This is a genomic window from Vibrio neptunius (assembly GCF_000967495.1).
GTDB classification, from domain to species: Bacteria; Pseudomonadota; Gammaproteobacteria; order Enterobacterales; family Vibrionaceae; genus Vibrio; species Vibrio neptunius.
In genome coordinates, this window is sequence record NZ_JXXU01000041.1 from 25,314 (window position 1) to 40,659 (window position 15,346).

The 15,346-nt window shown below is 42.9% G+C and carries 11 protein-coding genes; 7 read left to right on the forward strand and 4 right to left on the reverse strand.

Going from position 1 to position 15,346, the window contains the following annotated elements; translation table 11 throughout:
• Positions 1 to 779 precede the first annotated feature (779 nt).
• Positions 780 to 1,220 carry a dCMP deaminase family protein gene (locus TW84_RS14155; RefSeq protein ID WP_045976283.1) on the forward strand — a complete coding sequence of 147 codons (441 nt, stop codon included), beginning with the start codon at positions 780 to 782 and terminating at the stop codon, positions 1,218 to 1,220.
• Here TW84_RS14155 and TW84_RS14160 read toward each other — a convergent pair.
• Complete coding sequence (locus TW84_RS14160; protein ID WP_045976284.1) at positions 1,215 to 3,863, reverse strand: hybrid sensor histidine kinase/response regulator; 2,649 nt, start codon at positions 3,861 to 3,863, stop codon at positions 1,215 to 1,217. The genes TW84_RS14155 and TW84_RS14160 overlap by 6 nt on opposite strands.
• A gap of 755 nt (positions 3,864 to 4,618) precedes the next feature.
• Here TW84_RS14160 and TW84_RS14165 point away from each other — a divergent pair.
• From TW84_RS14165 to TW84_RS14190, 6 genes are all read left to right on the forward strand, one after another.
• Positions 4,619 to 6,055 carry a glyceraldehyde-3-phosphate dehydrogenase gene (locus TW84_RS14165; RefSeq protein ID WP_045976285.1) on the forward strand — a complete coding sequence of 479 codons (1,437 nt, stop codon included), beginning with the start codon at positions 4,619 to 4,621 and terminating at the stop codon, positions 6,053 to 6,055.
• A 175-nt stretch (positions 6,056 to 6,230) separates the two neighbouring features.
• Complete coding sequence (locus TW84_RS14170) at positions 6,231 to 6,437, forward strand: FxsA family protein (RefSeq protein ID WP_045976286.1); 207 nt, start codon at positions 6,231 to 6,233, stop codon at positions 6,435 to 6,437.
• 19 nt (positions 6,438 to 6,456) lie between these two features.
• Positions 6,457 to 7,629, forward strand: a complete 1,173-nt coding sequence (locus tag TW84_RS14175) for an alpha/beta hydrolase (protein ID WP_045976295.1) — start codon at positions 6,457 to 6,459, stop codon at positions 7,627 to 7,629.
• Positions 7,630 to 7,786: 157 nt separating this feature from the next.
• Entirely contained in the window at positions 7,787 to 8,272 is a 486-nt protein-coding gene (locus TW84_RS14180; protein WP_045976287.1) for an acyl-CoA thioesterase, read from the forward strand.
• A gap of 141 nt (positions 8,273 to 8,413) precedes the next feature.
• Entirely contained in the window at positions 8,414 to 8,659 is a 246-nt protein-coding gene (locus tag TW84_RS14185; protein WP_045976288.1) for a hypothetical protein, read from the forward strand.
• A gap of 337 nt (positions 8,660 to 8,996) precedes the next feature.
• Positions 8,997 to 10,697, forward strand: a complete 1,701-nt coding sequence (locus tag TW84_RS14190; RefSeq protein WP_045976289.1) for a DUF3859 domain-containing protein — start codon at positions 8,997 to 8,999, stop codon at positions 10,695 to 10,697.
• Between the two features lie 161 nt (positions 10,698 to 10,858).
• On the opposite strand, the gene TW84_RS14195 is transcribed toward TW84_RS14190, so the two are convergent.
• From TW84_RS14195 to TW84_RS24595, 3 genes are all read right to left on the reverse strand, one after another.
• On the reverse strand, positions 10,859 to 11,809 hold the full coding sequence (locus tag TW84_RS14195) for a hypothetical protein (RefSeq protein WP_045976290.1): 951 nt from the start codon (positions 11,807 to 11,809) through the stop codon (positions 10,859 to 10,861).
• A 63-nt stretch (positions 11,810 to 11,872) separates the two neighbouring features.
• Positions 11,873 to 12,823, reverse strand: a complete 951-nt coding sequence (locus TW84_RS14200) for a hypothetical protein (protein ID WP_045976291.1) — start codon at positions 12,821 to 12,823, stop codon at positions 11,873 to 11,875.
• A gap of 3 nt (positions 12,824 to 12,826) precedes the next feature.
• A partial coding sequence (locus TW84_RS24595; RefSeq protein WP_045976292.1) for a hypothetical protein occupies positions 12,827 to 15,346 on the reverse strand: 2,520 nt, incomplete at its 5' end.

Here is a 15,346-nt window from a genome sequence, read left to right on the forward strand (position 1 = left end):
GCCTAGTGGGGCTTATTCTTACTCGCAGCAATCCGGCTACTAATAGGTGCTCCCTGCATCTATTCCTTGATAGTACGCTGATTCCTTCAGCACTGTCCGTATCATCGCCTTCCTAGCGGTGTCCTCGGCAATCCAGCCCGTTAGCTATCCTCGCTAACTCCCATCGCTTTTTCCTTAAGCGGTGTCCCTGAACCTATCATCCTGATAGAAAATGCCTTAGTCCGTTAAGCGTCCATTAACTTTCCTTGGTGTAACCATCCTAGTTACTAGCGTCCAGCTAATGTCCTTTGCTTTCCTTGCCGATTGTTCTTCCTAAACAATCGAATCTTCGTCCTGAAGATGACCTATCCTTGGGTCTTTCCTGTTCCGTGTCTGCTCCCTGCTGACAACTTAAGATTATGCCAGTGGCAAATTTTAACAATGGCGGATTTTTCTCTTAGTAGATACCATCGTAGCGACAAAAAATTAAAACCATTTACAATACATACACATAGAAAACAAAAGCAACAATCTCCATGTCATTATCAGTCATTAAACTTACGCATTTGTAAGAGATATCGCACAAGCAGAATAGTCATTTGCGACCATCCTAAAACCAGATGGCCACGAAGATATGTGAGGCTTATCGAAATAAAATAGAAGTGGCTTGAATCAAACATAGCTAAAGTCTGATTTTACTGGACTATCTCCGCGGAAATTAGGATATTATTAGCTGATCTGTATCACACTACTTTTATAAGTCCCCTACACCGGGTTTTCTTTCCTAGAGGAATGATTGAATGATTTCTAAATGGGCACAACGCTTTTACCAAATGGCTGTTCTTGTCGGCTCATGGAGTAAAGACCCTTCTACTCAAGTGGGTGCTGTCATCACTAAACAAAATCGCATCGTGTCTGTTGGCTTCAATGGCTATCCACACGGCATTTCCGATAGTGCAATGACCGATGAAAGGGAAATGAAATATCTCAAAACACTGCACGCAGAAGAAAATGCTATTTTGTTCGCCAAACGTGATTTGGATGGTTGTGAAATATGGGTAACGCACTTCCCTTGCCCAAACTGCGCAGCAAAAATCATCCAGACAGGCATCTCAGCCGTTCACTGTCCCGAACAAAGTGAAGATTTTCTGTCACGCTGGGGTGATAAGATAAAAATAAGCCAAGATATGTTCCTTCAAGCTGGCGTAAAGGTAAACTGGCTACCGCTGGAAGACCTATAGGCCAACCTGCAGTCGCTCAAAAGTATCAAAAAGCTGTTGTGACTTGTATGGCTTAGGCAGATAGGCATCCATTCCAGCCTCAAAACAGCTGTCTATCTCTTCCGGCAGAACACTGGCCGTCAAAGCAATAATTGGTGTTCTGCTTATTTCCTGCTCCGTTTCTAACGCCCGAATGCGACGCGTTGCGGTCAGTCCGTCCATGACGGGCATCATACAATCCATCAGAATCGCTGTGTACTGTTGTCCTGACTCAAACAAACTTACTGCTTCAGCACCATTACTGGCTATTTGGTAATCCACCCCAACGCGGCTGAGAAAGAAGCTCGCGATTTTTTGGTTCATCAGATTATCTTCGACGATCAAAATACATCGGCTTTCACTGGAGTGATATGCTCTACTTTTCCTCCGTTCAATCTGAGTGGTATTCACATGAATACCGTTGAGTGCTTTGTCAATCGCAGTCTCAAAACGGCTACCCAAAAAAGGAAGTGTTAGATTAGATGACACAAGAGGCTCGGAATCAGGCAACATGAACAAGTGATGCTGAAAACCAATAATTTCTGAGAAATTAAACCGCGCTCTGAGCGATGCGAGATCACGTCTAGAGCTATGATGGGCATGATAACAATAGAAGATAAGATCAAACGGCTCATCCAACACAAGCGCATCATTGGTGGTGTTTAAAGTGGTGACGCTCAAACCGAAACGGTTAGATTCACTCTCGATTAAAGAGGTGTATTGGCTGCCATTTGTAATACACAACGCTTTGCCTTTCACTTTATCTCGACTTGACTCTACGGCTGAATGGGCCGGAATAGAAAAATGAAAACGGCTTCCGACGCCGAGCGCGGTGTTAGCAGTGATGCGTCCCCCCATCAGCTCTGCAATTTGACGACAGATAGCCAAACCTAAACCTGTGCCACCATAGCGCCGAGTAATACTGCTATCTTCTTGGGTAAACGGCTGGAAAATCTCATCTAGCTTATCTTCATTGAACCCCACCCCCGTATCCGAAATACCGCAATCCAAATACGCTTTTCCATCTTCAGTCACCATAGTCATGGTGACTGATACCGCGCCATCTTGAGTAAACTTCACCGCATTACTCAATAAGTTCAGCAAAACTTGTTTATATCGAAATTCATCAATGTAGAGACTGTCCGGTATATTGGGAGAAAGTATCACGCTAAGCTCTACCTGTTGTTTGAGCGCCTTGGTACTCACCATATTCATTGCTTCAAAAACAGATTCGCGAACATCGGCATGGCTAGGCGATAAGGTCAGGTTACCGGACTCAATCTTCGATAAGTCGAGAATATCGTTAATAAGGATAAGCAGAGCATGTGAAGACACATCAATATCGCTCAGAATCTCTTTCTGTGAAGGCGTTAAATGACTGTCAGACAAAATCTCCGTCATACCTATGATACCGTTTAAAGGGGTTCTAATTTCATGCGACATGTTGGCCAAAAATACGCTTTTGGCTTGGTTGGCCGCCTCGGCACTTTCCTTGGCTATAACCAGCTCCTGTTCATAGTCCTTCTGAGCTTGAATCATATAGTTGACGCTGCGGGCAAACTTAGCAAACTCATCGTTACCATCCTCTGGGACAAATTCTGCACGGCCATGGTTGCGCATACTCCCCATAACAGCAAGGATCCGTGCCAGCTTGGCATTGATTCTGTAAAGGGTACTCGTCCCCCAGAAAAACATCACGGCTAACACCAAGAAGCCACCGATGGCTAAAGACAACAGCGCATTTTCGCCTTTTCTAATGTTCATTTGGAGTTCTTCATGAAGCTCAGCGGAAAACATAGCAAGTTGTTTTTCCACTAACGCGTTACGCTGCTCAATCGCTAACGCGAAATCCTCCAACCTGTCCTTACTCCCGGGAGTAAGCAACATATGCTGCTTGTAATGACTCCCACGCTGAAAATCGCGACTGGTAAGAACATCGAGTAGCCTATGGATTTGCTCGGAATCGTCGCCCAAATCAATAAGCTTATCTAGGTGAAATTGTTGACGCTCGCTGATCTTAAAATAGTCCGCCGCATAGCCCGCATATGAGAGACGAACACTTCTTATTTCCTGAGCGAGCCAAGCTTCCTGCTCCATCCAAAAATACAGCCAGTTCAGGTCACTCAAGACAAGATCCAGCTGATGTACTTTGCGCTCAAGGTTGTTGTTTTCTATCGATTGAACCTCGTTATATAACTGATACAAAGCCGCATAGATCAGCCGTCCTAACGCTAAGCTTTCACGGGAATTCACTGTTTTCAGTTGTGGCAGCAATGCGTTGAGCTTTTCAATGTAACTCAAAGTTCTATTGGAGGCATTGACGCCATAATGTACGTGTTCTGATGTATGCGCCGCCTCGGCGGCTGAATTCAGAGATTGCTGCGCCATGTCAAACGCGCTCACCGCACTCTCACCTCTAATTCGATAGTCCAACGCTTCATACACATATCTGGAAAAATCAGATAAATGTCTGACTGCCTTATTTTTCTCACTAATGACAGCGTAGCTGTAAAGTCTCTCCTGAATACGAGTCACCGTATTCACGGTGAATATCAGGATCACCAATGTAGGTATCAGACATAAAATCAACAACCGGCTTTTGATTGATATGTTAGTGAGGAGCATGGAGACTCGTTCCTTCGAATCATTTTTTGAACCACTAGACTGTTAATACTAGTTGATATTAAATTTGGTTCTTATTATCCAGACCAAAATCGAGAGAATTTTTCGAGCGGCACAGGATCTTTTTGCGCAAATGTTCGCTGTCCTACACCGTTCTTTGTTTTCCATCTCTAGCATGCCGTGGTATATCGAGCGGCATTTTTAAGACAAACTACCAACCCAGTACAAAGGGGTTATTTCACGCGTCAAAGCCGATCAGCCTGAAAAGTGCTCGGCTAGTATTATTTCACGCACTAAATTAATAAATCTATTGAGGAGCAAAGGGAAGCAGGTCAAAAAACGTGATCAACAGTCAATGCACACTGCCTCACAAAACAAGTGAAACGTTTACTTAACTAGTTAAATTCAATTCACCAGAATTTTGTTTACTTTTTCAGTTGTTAACATGTTCCAATTCAAATTATCTAATGTTCAATTTTAAAAATTTTCATTATTTTTGAGCTTCAAGTATTTTTCTACGAAAATTAAGTAATAGATTTAAAAAATGTCAATAGGTTAATTTAAGCGTAATTTACGTATTCTAGACCATGATGTTAGCGATTTACTCTGTAATTAATTTTTCTAGCAGAATAAGATTTTAGGCATTACAATCCTGCCGCATAAAAATTACATAAATAAAACACTTTTTTATCTCTACTCACTCCCCCTACACAGTGAAGTAGAGTCAGTCCCCAAAACGTGAAAGGTCCAAACAAACAATGAGCCCAGAGAAACACCTCCTTGACTGGCAAACTAGCCAAACGATTGCGGAAACTATCTCTCCCCTACTTGGTCAACTGTATCGCGAGAAAGGCGTCGAAGTTCTACTGTTTGGTAAAACTCTGGTGAATGCAGCGACCATAGACATTATCAAAACGCATCGTCTTGCTCGTCGCTATACAGGAACGCCACTTTCAGCGGAGCAAACATTACCGCTGATCAAAGCACTATCAGAAATGGAGCTATCGCCATGTCGTATTGATGTGGGCCAATTAGCGCACCAATTCTGGAAAGGTCGCGATGACGAACACGGTGTCAAAGACTTCCTGCATTCTTCTCTGATGGGCGCAATGAACGGTGAAACCGTCACTGAGCCTCGCGATGTCGTACTTTATGGTTTTGGTCGTATTGGCCGTTTGCTTACTCGCCTATTAGTCGAAAAAAGTGGCCCGGGCTACCCATTGCGCCTCCGCGCTGTCGTAGTACGCGGCGGTAAAAAAGGTGACCTAGAAAAACGTGCAAGCCTACTTCGCCGTGACTCAGTGCATGGTCAGTTCAATGGCAGCATCGTCGTCGACGAAGAACGCAAAGCGATCATTGCTAACGGCAACTACATTCAATTTATTTACGCCAACAAACCGGAAGACGTCGACTACTCAAGCTATGGCATACACAACGCTCTGGTTGTCGACAACACAGGCGTTTGGCGTGACGCAGAAGGGCTAAGTCAACACCTTGAATGTAACGGTGCAGAAAAAGTCCTTCTTACTGCTCCAGGTAAAGGTGACATCAAGAACGTTGTATTCGGTGTTAACGACAAGGTGATCGACGCCGAAGATACCATCATATCTGCGGCAAGTTGCACCACTAATGCCATTACGCCAATTCTGAAAGCAATGAACGATAAGTATGGCGTTGTCTCTGGTCATATCGAAACGGTTCACTCATTCACCAATGACCAGAACCTAATCGATAACTTCCACTCAGGTGAACGTCGCGGACGTAGTGCCTCTCTGAATATGGTACTCACCGAAACAGGTGCTGCAAAAGCAGTAGCAAAAGCGCTCCCTGAACTTGCTGGTAAGTTGACGGGTAATGCGATTCGTGTCCCAACACCAAACGTGTCCATGGCGATCGCTAACCTAAACCTAGACAAAGGCACAGACAAAGAAGAACTGAACGCTTACCTGCGTGAAATGGCGCTGGCGTCTGAGCTGTCTGCACAAATTGATTACACAGAGTCAACCGAAGTCGTTTCTACCGACTTAGTCGGCTCACGTTTTGCTGGTGTGGTTGATGGTGCTGCGACTATCGCTCAAGACAACCGCTGTGTTTTGTACATTTGGTATGACAACGAATTCGGCTACAGCTGCCAAGTTATCCACTGTATGGAACAGATGATGGGTGTTCGTTACAAAACTTACCCATCCAAATAACCGAATATCGCCCCTGAGTTCAATCAGGGGCAAACCTCCACAACACAACTATAACGATATACCCCCGTACTTGCCGTTTTCATCTGAGAACGGCTTTTTTTGTTTAAGAGTGTTTCATTCATCTTTCATTCATTTCCGATTGTTTAGTATTTGTATTAAAAGAGAGGTATCAATTATGAATAGAGTGATGTCGAGCGTACTTGCGCTGTTTATTGGCTTCTTTACCATTATCATTGGCCTGATTCTCGCGATACCCCTTACTATCGCGGCACTGATTACTGGAAAGAAGATTGAGAGGGCGATTAAGAAAAACGCCAACACGGCTCAGCAACAATCAAAAGGTTCAGTGCTGGAGGGAGAGTATGAAGACGTATCAAAGTAAAACAGACAAACTTGAATACATGATGCGTAAAAAAATTGCCTTGGTCTTTTATGTTGCAGCCGCAGTCACAGCAGGACTGGTTGGCTGCAGTTCGCCGTCCAAAGATCCAGCGTATGAAAAGGCGGACACACTACCCAGCTACCAACAAACAAGCTTTGAAAGCTATGTAGCGGACACAAAAGCATGGCTGACGGACAACCGATTGTTTATGACAGCGGATCATCAAGAGGAATTGGCACAAGTCCTACCACACGAATATCGCCCAGCCTCGCCGAACGGCCAAGGTGTACTCTTGGTTCATGGCTTAGGAGATTCACCTTATTCTTTCACTGACATCGCGACTCACCTCGCGGGACAGGGTTATCTAGTCAGAACCATTTTGCTTCCCGGACATGCAAGCAAAGTTGGAGACCTTCAGTTACCTAGGCTTGCTGATTGGCAAGGCGTTGTAAAGCATCATATTGATCTCCTAAAAAAACAGACCGATTCCATCTGGGTTGGTGGTTACTCAACAGGGGCAAACCTTGTAACCTCTGAAGCTTTGAACGACCAAGACATCAACGGTATTCTGCTTTTTTCTCCCGCTTTTGAACCCGGTTCGTCTACCGTTAAGTTTGCTGAGTTAGCAAGCTACTTCGTTACCTGGGCAGACCAAGATCCTGAAGATAATCCATTACGTTATAACTCCTTGCCAATGAATGCAGCGGCCGTCTACTATCAAACGTCTGCCGTCGTGAGAGAGCAGCTCGCTACCACCCACTACAGCAAACCCGTTTTTATGCTCATGAGTGAAGGCGATCGTGTGATCAACACTCAGTATTCGATTGACATCTTCTCCCACCGAATGCACAACCCTAACAATCGTTTGGTTTGGCAAGGCGAGCAAGATCTTCCGGAACCGCGTTCGACACGTTTCAGCATGAAGCTACCAGAGCAACGAATTTCCAATGGCTCTCACATGGGACTCCTGTTCTCTCCGGAGAACCCTAACTATGGCGTGAACGGCACGAACGTCATCTGTTCCAATGGTCAGGAACAAGCACAGGCAGAAAAATGTGTACAAGGTGAACCAGTTTGGTACTCGGCTTGGGGCTACAATGAATCAGGCAAAGTTCATGCGCGTCTAACATACAACCCTTACTTCGTTGAGAGCATGCAAATCATGGACTCTGTTATGGCTGCTCGAATTTGATCACCAGCCCCCCCTCTTCTGACGTATCAAGATAGGTAAACACCCCTTTATTTCTGGGGCTCCTACGTTTTTTCGACTAAGCTGGAATTATTGATTGAAGTTTATTGAAGTGTTTGTTAATAGTTTTAACAAACACATAAAAACGAAGGATTGACAGATGAGCAATGGTCAACGCGATATAACACTACGCTTTCTAGCTGAACCTGGGGATGTCAATTTCGGTGGTAAAGTCCACGGTGGCGCCGTCATGAAATGGATTGACTTGGCCGCTTATGCGAATGCTGCTGCTTGGAGTGGCAAGTACTGTATCACCGCTTATGCGGGGGGTATCCGCTTTGTTGCGCCGATACATGTCGGTAACTTGGTTGAGGTCAGCGCCAAGGTCATTTACACAGGAAAAACATCAATGCACATTGCCATTGATGTCCAAGCGAGTGATCCAAAAGAGCTGAAAAATCGCCTAACAACGCATTGTATTGTCATCATGGTGGCGGTGGATGGGGAAGGACAACCTTCACCTGTGCCAGAATGGGTACCCGAAACCGAGGACGACGTTGAGCTGCGGGATTCAGCGATTCGATTGATGAACATGCGCAAACAAATAGGTGAAGAAATGGAAGCGCATGTAAAGTATTTGAAGTAATTATTCTGCGTAAAAAAGAGGCTAAATGCCTCTTTTTGGCCTTTATTGGTCAAATTTATGTCAACACGGCTAACCTGTCATTTTTCCTTCATCTTTATTTGATTAAATCCGCAATCGATTAGGTAGAAGGAAGGAGATGGTGTGAACCTCATCCAAACAACACTTAGCGAAACAACACTGTCTAACCCAAAAGCTGTCGAATACCAATGGGTTCGCACCATGTATGTGGAAGGCTATGCAGAACATGAGATTAACCATTACATTCAAACCTGTTTTGGTGGTGATGACACCTTCGCTGATTTGTTTCGTAGAGTCGCGCTTTCTCAGGAAAGTATCTACGTTCTTCTTCAGTATCTGGGCTGTGCCCCTTCTAACCGTGAGTTTTGACAGATTTAGCCACCGTTTTTCATAACAAAATACCACTCAGGCAGGCATGACATCAGGTCATCCTTCTCCTTCTTTACACGCTATCAAGTGCAAAGACCATATATTTTGGACCAAACCATATAGAGTGACCCTTTGCCACTCCCTAAAACGTTCAACGCTGATGATACGCAATAGGCAACATCTCACTCTATAGTGACGCTCAGTCGATGCGGTCTTTGGTTAACAGTGTCGTTCGCTCTCCTTAGCGCATTTTGTGATGCTTATGGTCGCATATGACACCCGCATACTATAGAATTCATCAATAACCTATTGTTAAATAATTATTTTTAGGAATTCAATGAAGCCCCTTATTTCGCTGCTTACCCTGTTATTGACCTTATCAGGATGCAATAGCACACCTAAGCCCGTACTGATCAATGAGATCAAGTTTAAAGACAGTGCTTTCGAGCGCTGTATTAAAAAACTTGATGTTGAAGAAGTCGCTCAAGTCACCCATATCATCTGTAATTACGGTGATATTCAAGACGTCAGTGAACTGGGCTATTTTACCCAAGCTCAAGATGTTCAGTTTGTTGAAAACAATATTGAGCGTATTGATCTGTCTTCACTTCCACAACTCAAGCGTTTAACAGTATCAGGGAATGGCTTAACGACCATCGATGTCACTTCCAACCCTCAACTTGAGTTTATTAATATCTCCAGAAACGCGTTGACCGAGCTCGACCTAAGCAATAACCGCAAACTAACTGGCTTATATGCCTATCAAACTCAGCTTGAAGAACTGGAGCTAGGACATCTTACTGAGCTGAAACGTCTTGGTGTTAGCCAAAGTCAGCTAACCGAGCTTGACCTAAGCCAAAGCCATAAGCTTGAAGAATTGATTGTCACTGGGGCGAATTTAAAGGAGTTGGACGTCTCTCATTTAACTCGCCTCAGGCATTTGGAATTGCCGAATAACCAGCTCAAACAGATAATACTCAAGACGCATCCTCAGTTGGTTATGCTCAATGTACGCAACAACCAGTTGCAAGATATCAACCTTTCAGGCGTTAGCAGGGTCAATAGAGTGATGGCCAGCTTCAACCAACTCTCGGCTATCAATTTATCGGCACTTCCGCTACTTCATGATGCAGAGTTGAACAACAATAATATTAGTCAGTTAGATGTTCAATACAACAAACAACTGACACGCTTGCTGGCATTCAACAACCCTTTGGTAAGCTTTACACGAGACGACGACCAAGAGATCAAATACCTGTCGATTGAGGGTACACCCGTGGCTAAAGCTCACTTTGAGGACGATGCATTAGGGGCCGTCATTCCGACGGTAACTGTGCTAAAAGGTGGTAAGAAGCCATCCATTAAAGATAACTTTAGGCCGCTATATAGCCAAATCATTGCCCCTGAATTGGGTGACTTTATCGGCTTTCAATATAAAGTTACCACCAATAGCAATCATGGTAGGTCAGAAACCTTTCCTATTACAGTCCGAGTTACTCATCCGCCAATTAAGTCAGCAGGCAATCAGAAAGCGTTCACTGTGAGCAGTTGGCCGGATACCATGTTCGAACATGACCGTAATCAGGCGTTATGGCAATTTTCCAGCCCAGAAGAATTGGTTGCAGGCGTATGGACCTTTGAAATCATTTACCAACAGCGTGTGTTGGCAGAGCATAATTTTGTTGTACAAACCGACGATGAGTCAGTGTTCGTCGACGCCGCTCAGCGTGAGGAATCATTTACACTATTCGATAGCGTCATCGATGGAACCAATATGCTGTGTCATGACGAACGTTTCTATCAATGTCTGAATATAGAATCGGCGCAAGCTTGCCATAAAACACTTGTTCCTTTCGAGAGTGACTGCAAAGCCAAAGCACTAAAGCAGACGCATCAGGTTTTTCAGTATCGTGTCGGTAATACGCTAGAACAGCTTAAACGATATGATACTTTCTATTTAGCCTGTCTCGCCGAAGGTAAACTAGAGCAAGTCGATGGTGACATGGAACAGTTTGCAGACTGTTTGCTTGCCGATTAGTCGCTTTACCCAGTTGATTAGATAAACCCTTAGCAATAAAAACGTCATTGGCTTTGCTTAGTTTTTGCTTTTTACTAGCCAAAAACATCGGAGCCAATGGCTTAAATACATCAACGCTCCATTTTGCTATCACCGCTATATCGCGTGGCCTGTGGGCCGCACTACTCTTGTAAATACCGATACAATTTAGGAAGAACGTGTTCTTGTTGCAAAAGCTTTTCCAATCGTACTTCAAAAGGCTCTGGTCTTTTATCAATCATAAAATATGTTTTAGGTTGAGGGCGGTAAAACTTCTCACCGGTAATGACGGTACTTTTGCCATTTTCCATAAAGTTGAAGATTTGTTGAAAGAACTCATTATTGTCTCGGGCAGTATTAAGAATTAATTTACCCGTCGGTTGAATTCTGATCGGCACCATATCGTAGCCATCTTTACCCTTTCTATTTTCAGCGTATAAGTAGAGAACAATACCCGTACTTTTCTCTAAGAACCCCAAATTATCAAATCGACAAGCGGCCACACGGCCATAGAACCACGTATAAACAATCCCACGTTTTCTATCAAAAAAAATATTTTCAGGCCTTGGGGTTCTTATCAAAAATAAAGTGATTAAAATGGTAAAAAAAACCGTTATACTAGTAGCTACAAGGCCTTTTCGAAGCGCATTTTTCTGACCCTCGCTTCCATATAGACGAACCCCTTTAATATGGCTAATAATTGAATAGCTTCCTTCTTCATCAAATACTGTTTTATAGAAAGAGTATTCCTGATTCTGATGAATGCTAAAGTACCCTCCCTCACTTTCTTTTAACTTATAATGGTTGAGCATTTTTTGACTAAATCGCACAGTAGAAGAGTCTAAGCCCAAGTCATTAATAAAAAAGATAGATAGCAACCAAAATACAACTACGACAGGAACAAGATAAACGGAGCGAATAGTATGCCTTGCATCGCGAATGGATATAATATCGTCAGTAACCTGCATAAATGGCTCTGGTGGTTGATCAGTAGGCGCTATAGCTTTCTGATTGACAAATTCATCTCGCCCATCCATCAACTTTTGTGCATACCGAAACCTAACCAGGGTTTCTTGGGTATTGACTCTGCTCATCGATTAATCCCTTTGCACGCCTATCTATCCTTCGTGACGGTATTGCATGGCCTGTGGGCCGCACTACTCTTGTAAATACCGATACAATTTGGGAAGAACGTGTTCTTGTTGCAAAAGCTTTTCCAATCGTGCTTCAAAAGGCTCTGGTCTTTTATCAATCATAAAATATGTTTTAGGTTGAGGGCGGTAAAACTTCTCACCGGTAATGACGGTACTTTTGCCATTTTCCATAAAGTTGAAGATTTGTTGAAAGAACTCATTATTGTCTCGGGCAGTATTAAGAATTATTTTACCCGTCGGTTGAATTCTGATCGGCACCATATCGTAGCCATCTTTACCCTTTCTATTTTCAGCGTATAAGTAGAGAACAATACCCGTACTTTTCTCTAAGAACCCCAAATGTTCAAATCGACAAGCGGCCACACGTCCATAGAACCACGTATATACAATCCCGCGTTTTCGATCAAAGAAAATATCAGTAGGCCTTAACGTTCTTATGAAAAACATACTCACAAGAAAAACGATCAAAGCCGACACACCTGTAGCTTTTAATTCTATTTCTAAGCCCTCACGTAATCCTTCATGACCATATTTGTAGACAGCTATAATATAATTGACTAATGAATAATCTCCATTATTAGCAAACATTGTTTGATAATATGAATACTTCCTTCGGTCATAATCATCAAAATAAGCTCCTTTTTGTTCTTCTTCTTGGTAGCGACTAAATTGCTCTTTCCCATGAGATATAGAAGCTGAATTTAAGCCCAAATCACTGAGTATAAAAATAAAGAGAAACCACACGACCACCACAACAGGAACAAGATAAACGGAGCGAATAGTATGCCTTGCATCACGAATGGATATAATATCGTCAGTCACCTGCATAAATGGCTCTGGTGGTTGATCAGTAGGCGCTATAGCTTTCTGATTGACAAATTCATCTCGTCCATCCACCAACTTTTGTGCATACCGAAACCTAACCAGGGTTTCTTCGCTATTGACTCTGCTCATCGATTAATCCTGTTCAATATTGCTATGCTTACCATCAATCATACCGTGGTAGGTTGTGACTAAATTACCATCATTTGTGACCATACGCTTGGGTACTGTGACACCCGGGCTTTGCTCATAATACCAGCGAACTTCCAGTGTTTCTCCAGGTTCACTCTCCATTATGACCGAAAAGTAGATATTGAAATTTTGACAGAGTTCAGGCGGGCTATATTGTGGAAACCTCTCTAAGTCGGTCTCCGCCTCAGAGAATGCTTTTCTAAAAGCTTGCGTGGCTTCTGTATTTAAAGAAGCCTTTATTTGCATACCATTAGTTGCTGGATAAGTGTGCCCTAAATTGATCACTCTTTTGCTGTAAACCGCTGCAATGATATTTGATTGACCAAGCGTAAAGCTCGGTAGTCTAAACTCGTATTGATAACACTTTTTGGTTTTAGATATCTCGGAGATCTCCACAAGCATGCGTGGCTGGTAAAAATAATTTAAAAACTCTTGTTGTTCAATTTGCAATGCAAGCTGATATTTTTCATCATGAAAATTTTTGGCAGCCTCTGATAGGCGATCTGGAATCTTAATTTTTCCACCACCTTCAAAATACCAGAATGAATATTTTCTACTTTTCCCCCAAAACCCACGATATAATAAGTTATCAAAATCTGACTTAAGGCCAATTTTTTTTGCCGCATCTGCCGCAAGCAAAAATACCATGCCAAAGAGGAAGAAATAGGCATTACCATATCTTATCGTCGCCATATTTCTTAACGCGATAACAGGCCCCGCTAAGAAAAAGGCAGAACTCAGTATTGTGTAAATGTGGCCATTAAATAATTCTCGATTGCCCGTTTGATAGGCATCATAAGCTCCATGGCCAGATGACGCCATGACTGCCAAGTTAGAAATCACAACTAGCTTAGAGACCGCTTTTCCAGTTGAAATTTTCTCTAAACCTCCAATAATTGAATCCATCTTCGCCGTTATCGCGTTCCTTGCTCCAATTGTCGTTACCGCAAATAACTGGGGTAAACCAGACCTCAATGCATAATAAACGCGATTTGAATTTATCAATCTCTTTTGCAGGAGTAGATTTGCACGGGAAACACTCACATAATCGGTAATGCCCGCAGACAAAGCCGCAACTAATTTTGCATAGTCGAGCATCGAATCCGTTTCTGTTCCACGTTTGAGAGGATCGGCGTTCTCGAATGCACTATTTTGCAGTAGCTGAATAAGTACATCGATATTGGCGCGTAATGAAACCATAGCGATAACGCCATCTCCTCCTTTACCCAGTAGCTCCAGTGATGACTCAGCAGTAAAATTAGAGTGACGCCCACCAAACTTTGGAATTTCAAGTTCAGGCCATTGTGCACTTTTGGCACTTGATTCCATTTCAGGGATTCGGTTCTTCCATTGACTATTTGCCCAATTAATCATTTTCTTACCATGATGATGAGCAGTAAGTACTCTATTCAAAGGGCTGTCATTTTTCCCAACAGAATCAATGTTTTTGGCTAACACTTCTGCCAGTTTATCCAGAGTGATTCTTACATTTCCGTCGAGTTCTTTGATACCGAACCCTTTTTCAAAGAAGATAGGGATGAAGTTTAATAGTTTGGTGAAAGCGAGCGGTCTTAAAATGAGTGCTGACGTTATCGTGCCTTTTTGTACATATTTTGCAGATGAATAGATCCAACAATAAACAAACTCTAAAATATTCGCTGTGTTTTTAATCAGTGCTTGGGTCACATCACTCCAATCAACACCATCCTGACATTGAAGTAGAATTGCTTCCAAATGCCGTTGGTACGTTACGTAGGCAGAATCTTCTGCAGCCTCGTCACTCACCATATAAAAGACAACTTTTTGGCCTTCTTCGGTCCCTTCTATTCCATCCAATGTGGTTTGCATCACTTTACTGAGTTTTTCAAGCTCTTTCACTTTATCCTTTGGTGATAGAGAATAAAAATAAAGGTCGAAATAAGCGTTTAAAGAACCTAAGGAGTTATCAGCAAGATCCTTATAAGCAAAAGAGGAATAGAGGTCTAAGATTTTTGTCCTTTGCGATGTCGCTTTCTCTTTAACAAAAGAGTTATCTTGGTAAAAGTTATTTAGTTCCGTCAGGTCAACATTTTCATTAATAGATTCTTTGACGGCTTCACTGCCGTTATTTTGTAATTGTAAAATGATATCTCCAATAGTCTTTGGATAAACTCTACTTGCTTCAAAGGCTTTCTCTGCGAGAAACAGCATTGATAGTGATAATGCAATATCTGCCTGGCGGCCAACCGGGTCAAACAACACCACTAAGGTACCGTCTTTTTTCTCACTGTGGCTTTTTTGCATGATTTCAGCCAGCTCATCAGCAGCAAGGTGATAATTGTTGGCTGTGGTAAACACATCCAAACCGTATTGACTGGGTTTGTCTTTGTTCTTATCCGCCAACCATTTGGTATCTGGGCTGCGGTAGTCCTCGACCAAGGCGCTTAACGTATCTTGGCTGGCTGTGTCGCTAAAGTCATCGCT

What these genes read in the sequence shown, in the direction of transcription:
- TW84_RS14155 (WP_045976283.1), top strand. Translation starts at nt 780, where the DNA reads ATGATTTCTAAATGGGCACAACGCTTTTACCAAATGGCTGTTCTTGTC.
- TW84_RS14160 (WP_045976284.1), bottom strand. Translation starts at nt 3,863, where the DNA reads ATGCTCCTCACTAACATATCAATCAAAAGCCGGTTGTTGATTTTATGT.
- TW84_RS14165 (WP_045976285.1), top strand. Translation starts at nt 4,619, where the DNA reads ATGAGCCCAGAGAAACACCTCCTTGACTGGCAAACTAGCCAAACGATT.
- TW84_RS14170 (WP_045976286.1), top strand. Translation starts at nt 6,231, where the DNA reads ATGAATAGAGTGATGTCGAGCGTACTTGCGCTGTTTATTGGCTTCTTT.
- TW84_RS14175 (WP_045976295.1), top strand. Translation starts at nt 6,457, where the DNA reads ATGATGCGTAAAAAAATTGCCTTGGTCTTTTATGTTGCAGCCGCAGTC.
- TW84_RS14180 (WP_045976287.1), top strand. Translation starts at nt 7,787, where the DNA reads ATGAGCAATGGTCAACGCGATATAACACTACGCTTTCTAGCTGAACCT.
- TW84_RS14190 (WP_045976289.1), top strand. Translation starts at nt 8,997, where the DNA reads ATGAAGCCCCTTATTTCGCTGCTTACCCTGTTATTGACCTTATCAGGA.
- TW84_RS14195 (WP_045976290.1), bottom strand. Translation starts at nt 11,809, where the DNA reads ATGAGCAGAGTCAATACCCAAGAAACCCTGGTTAGGTTTCGGTATGCA.
- TW84_RS14200 (WP_045976291.1), bottom strand. Translation starts at nt 12,823, where the DNA reads ATGAGCAGAGTCAATAGCGAAGAAACCCTGGTTAGGTTTCGGTATGCA.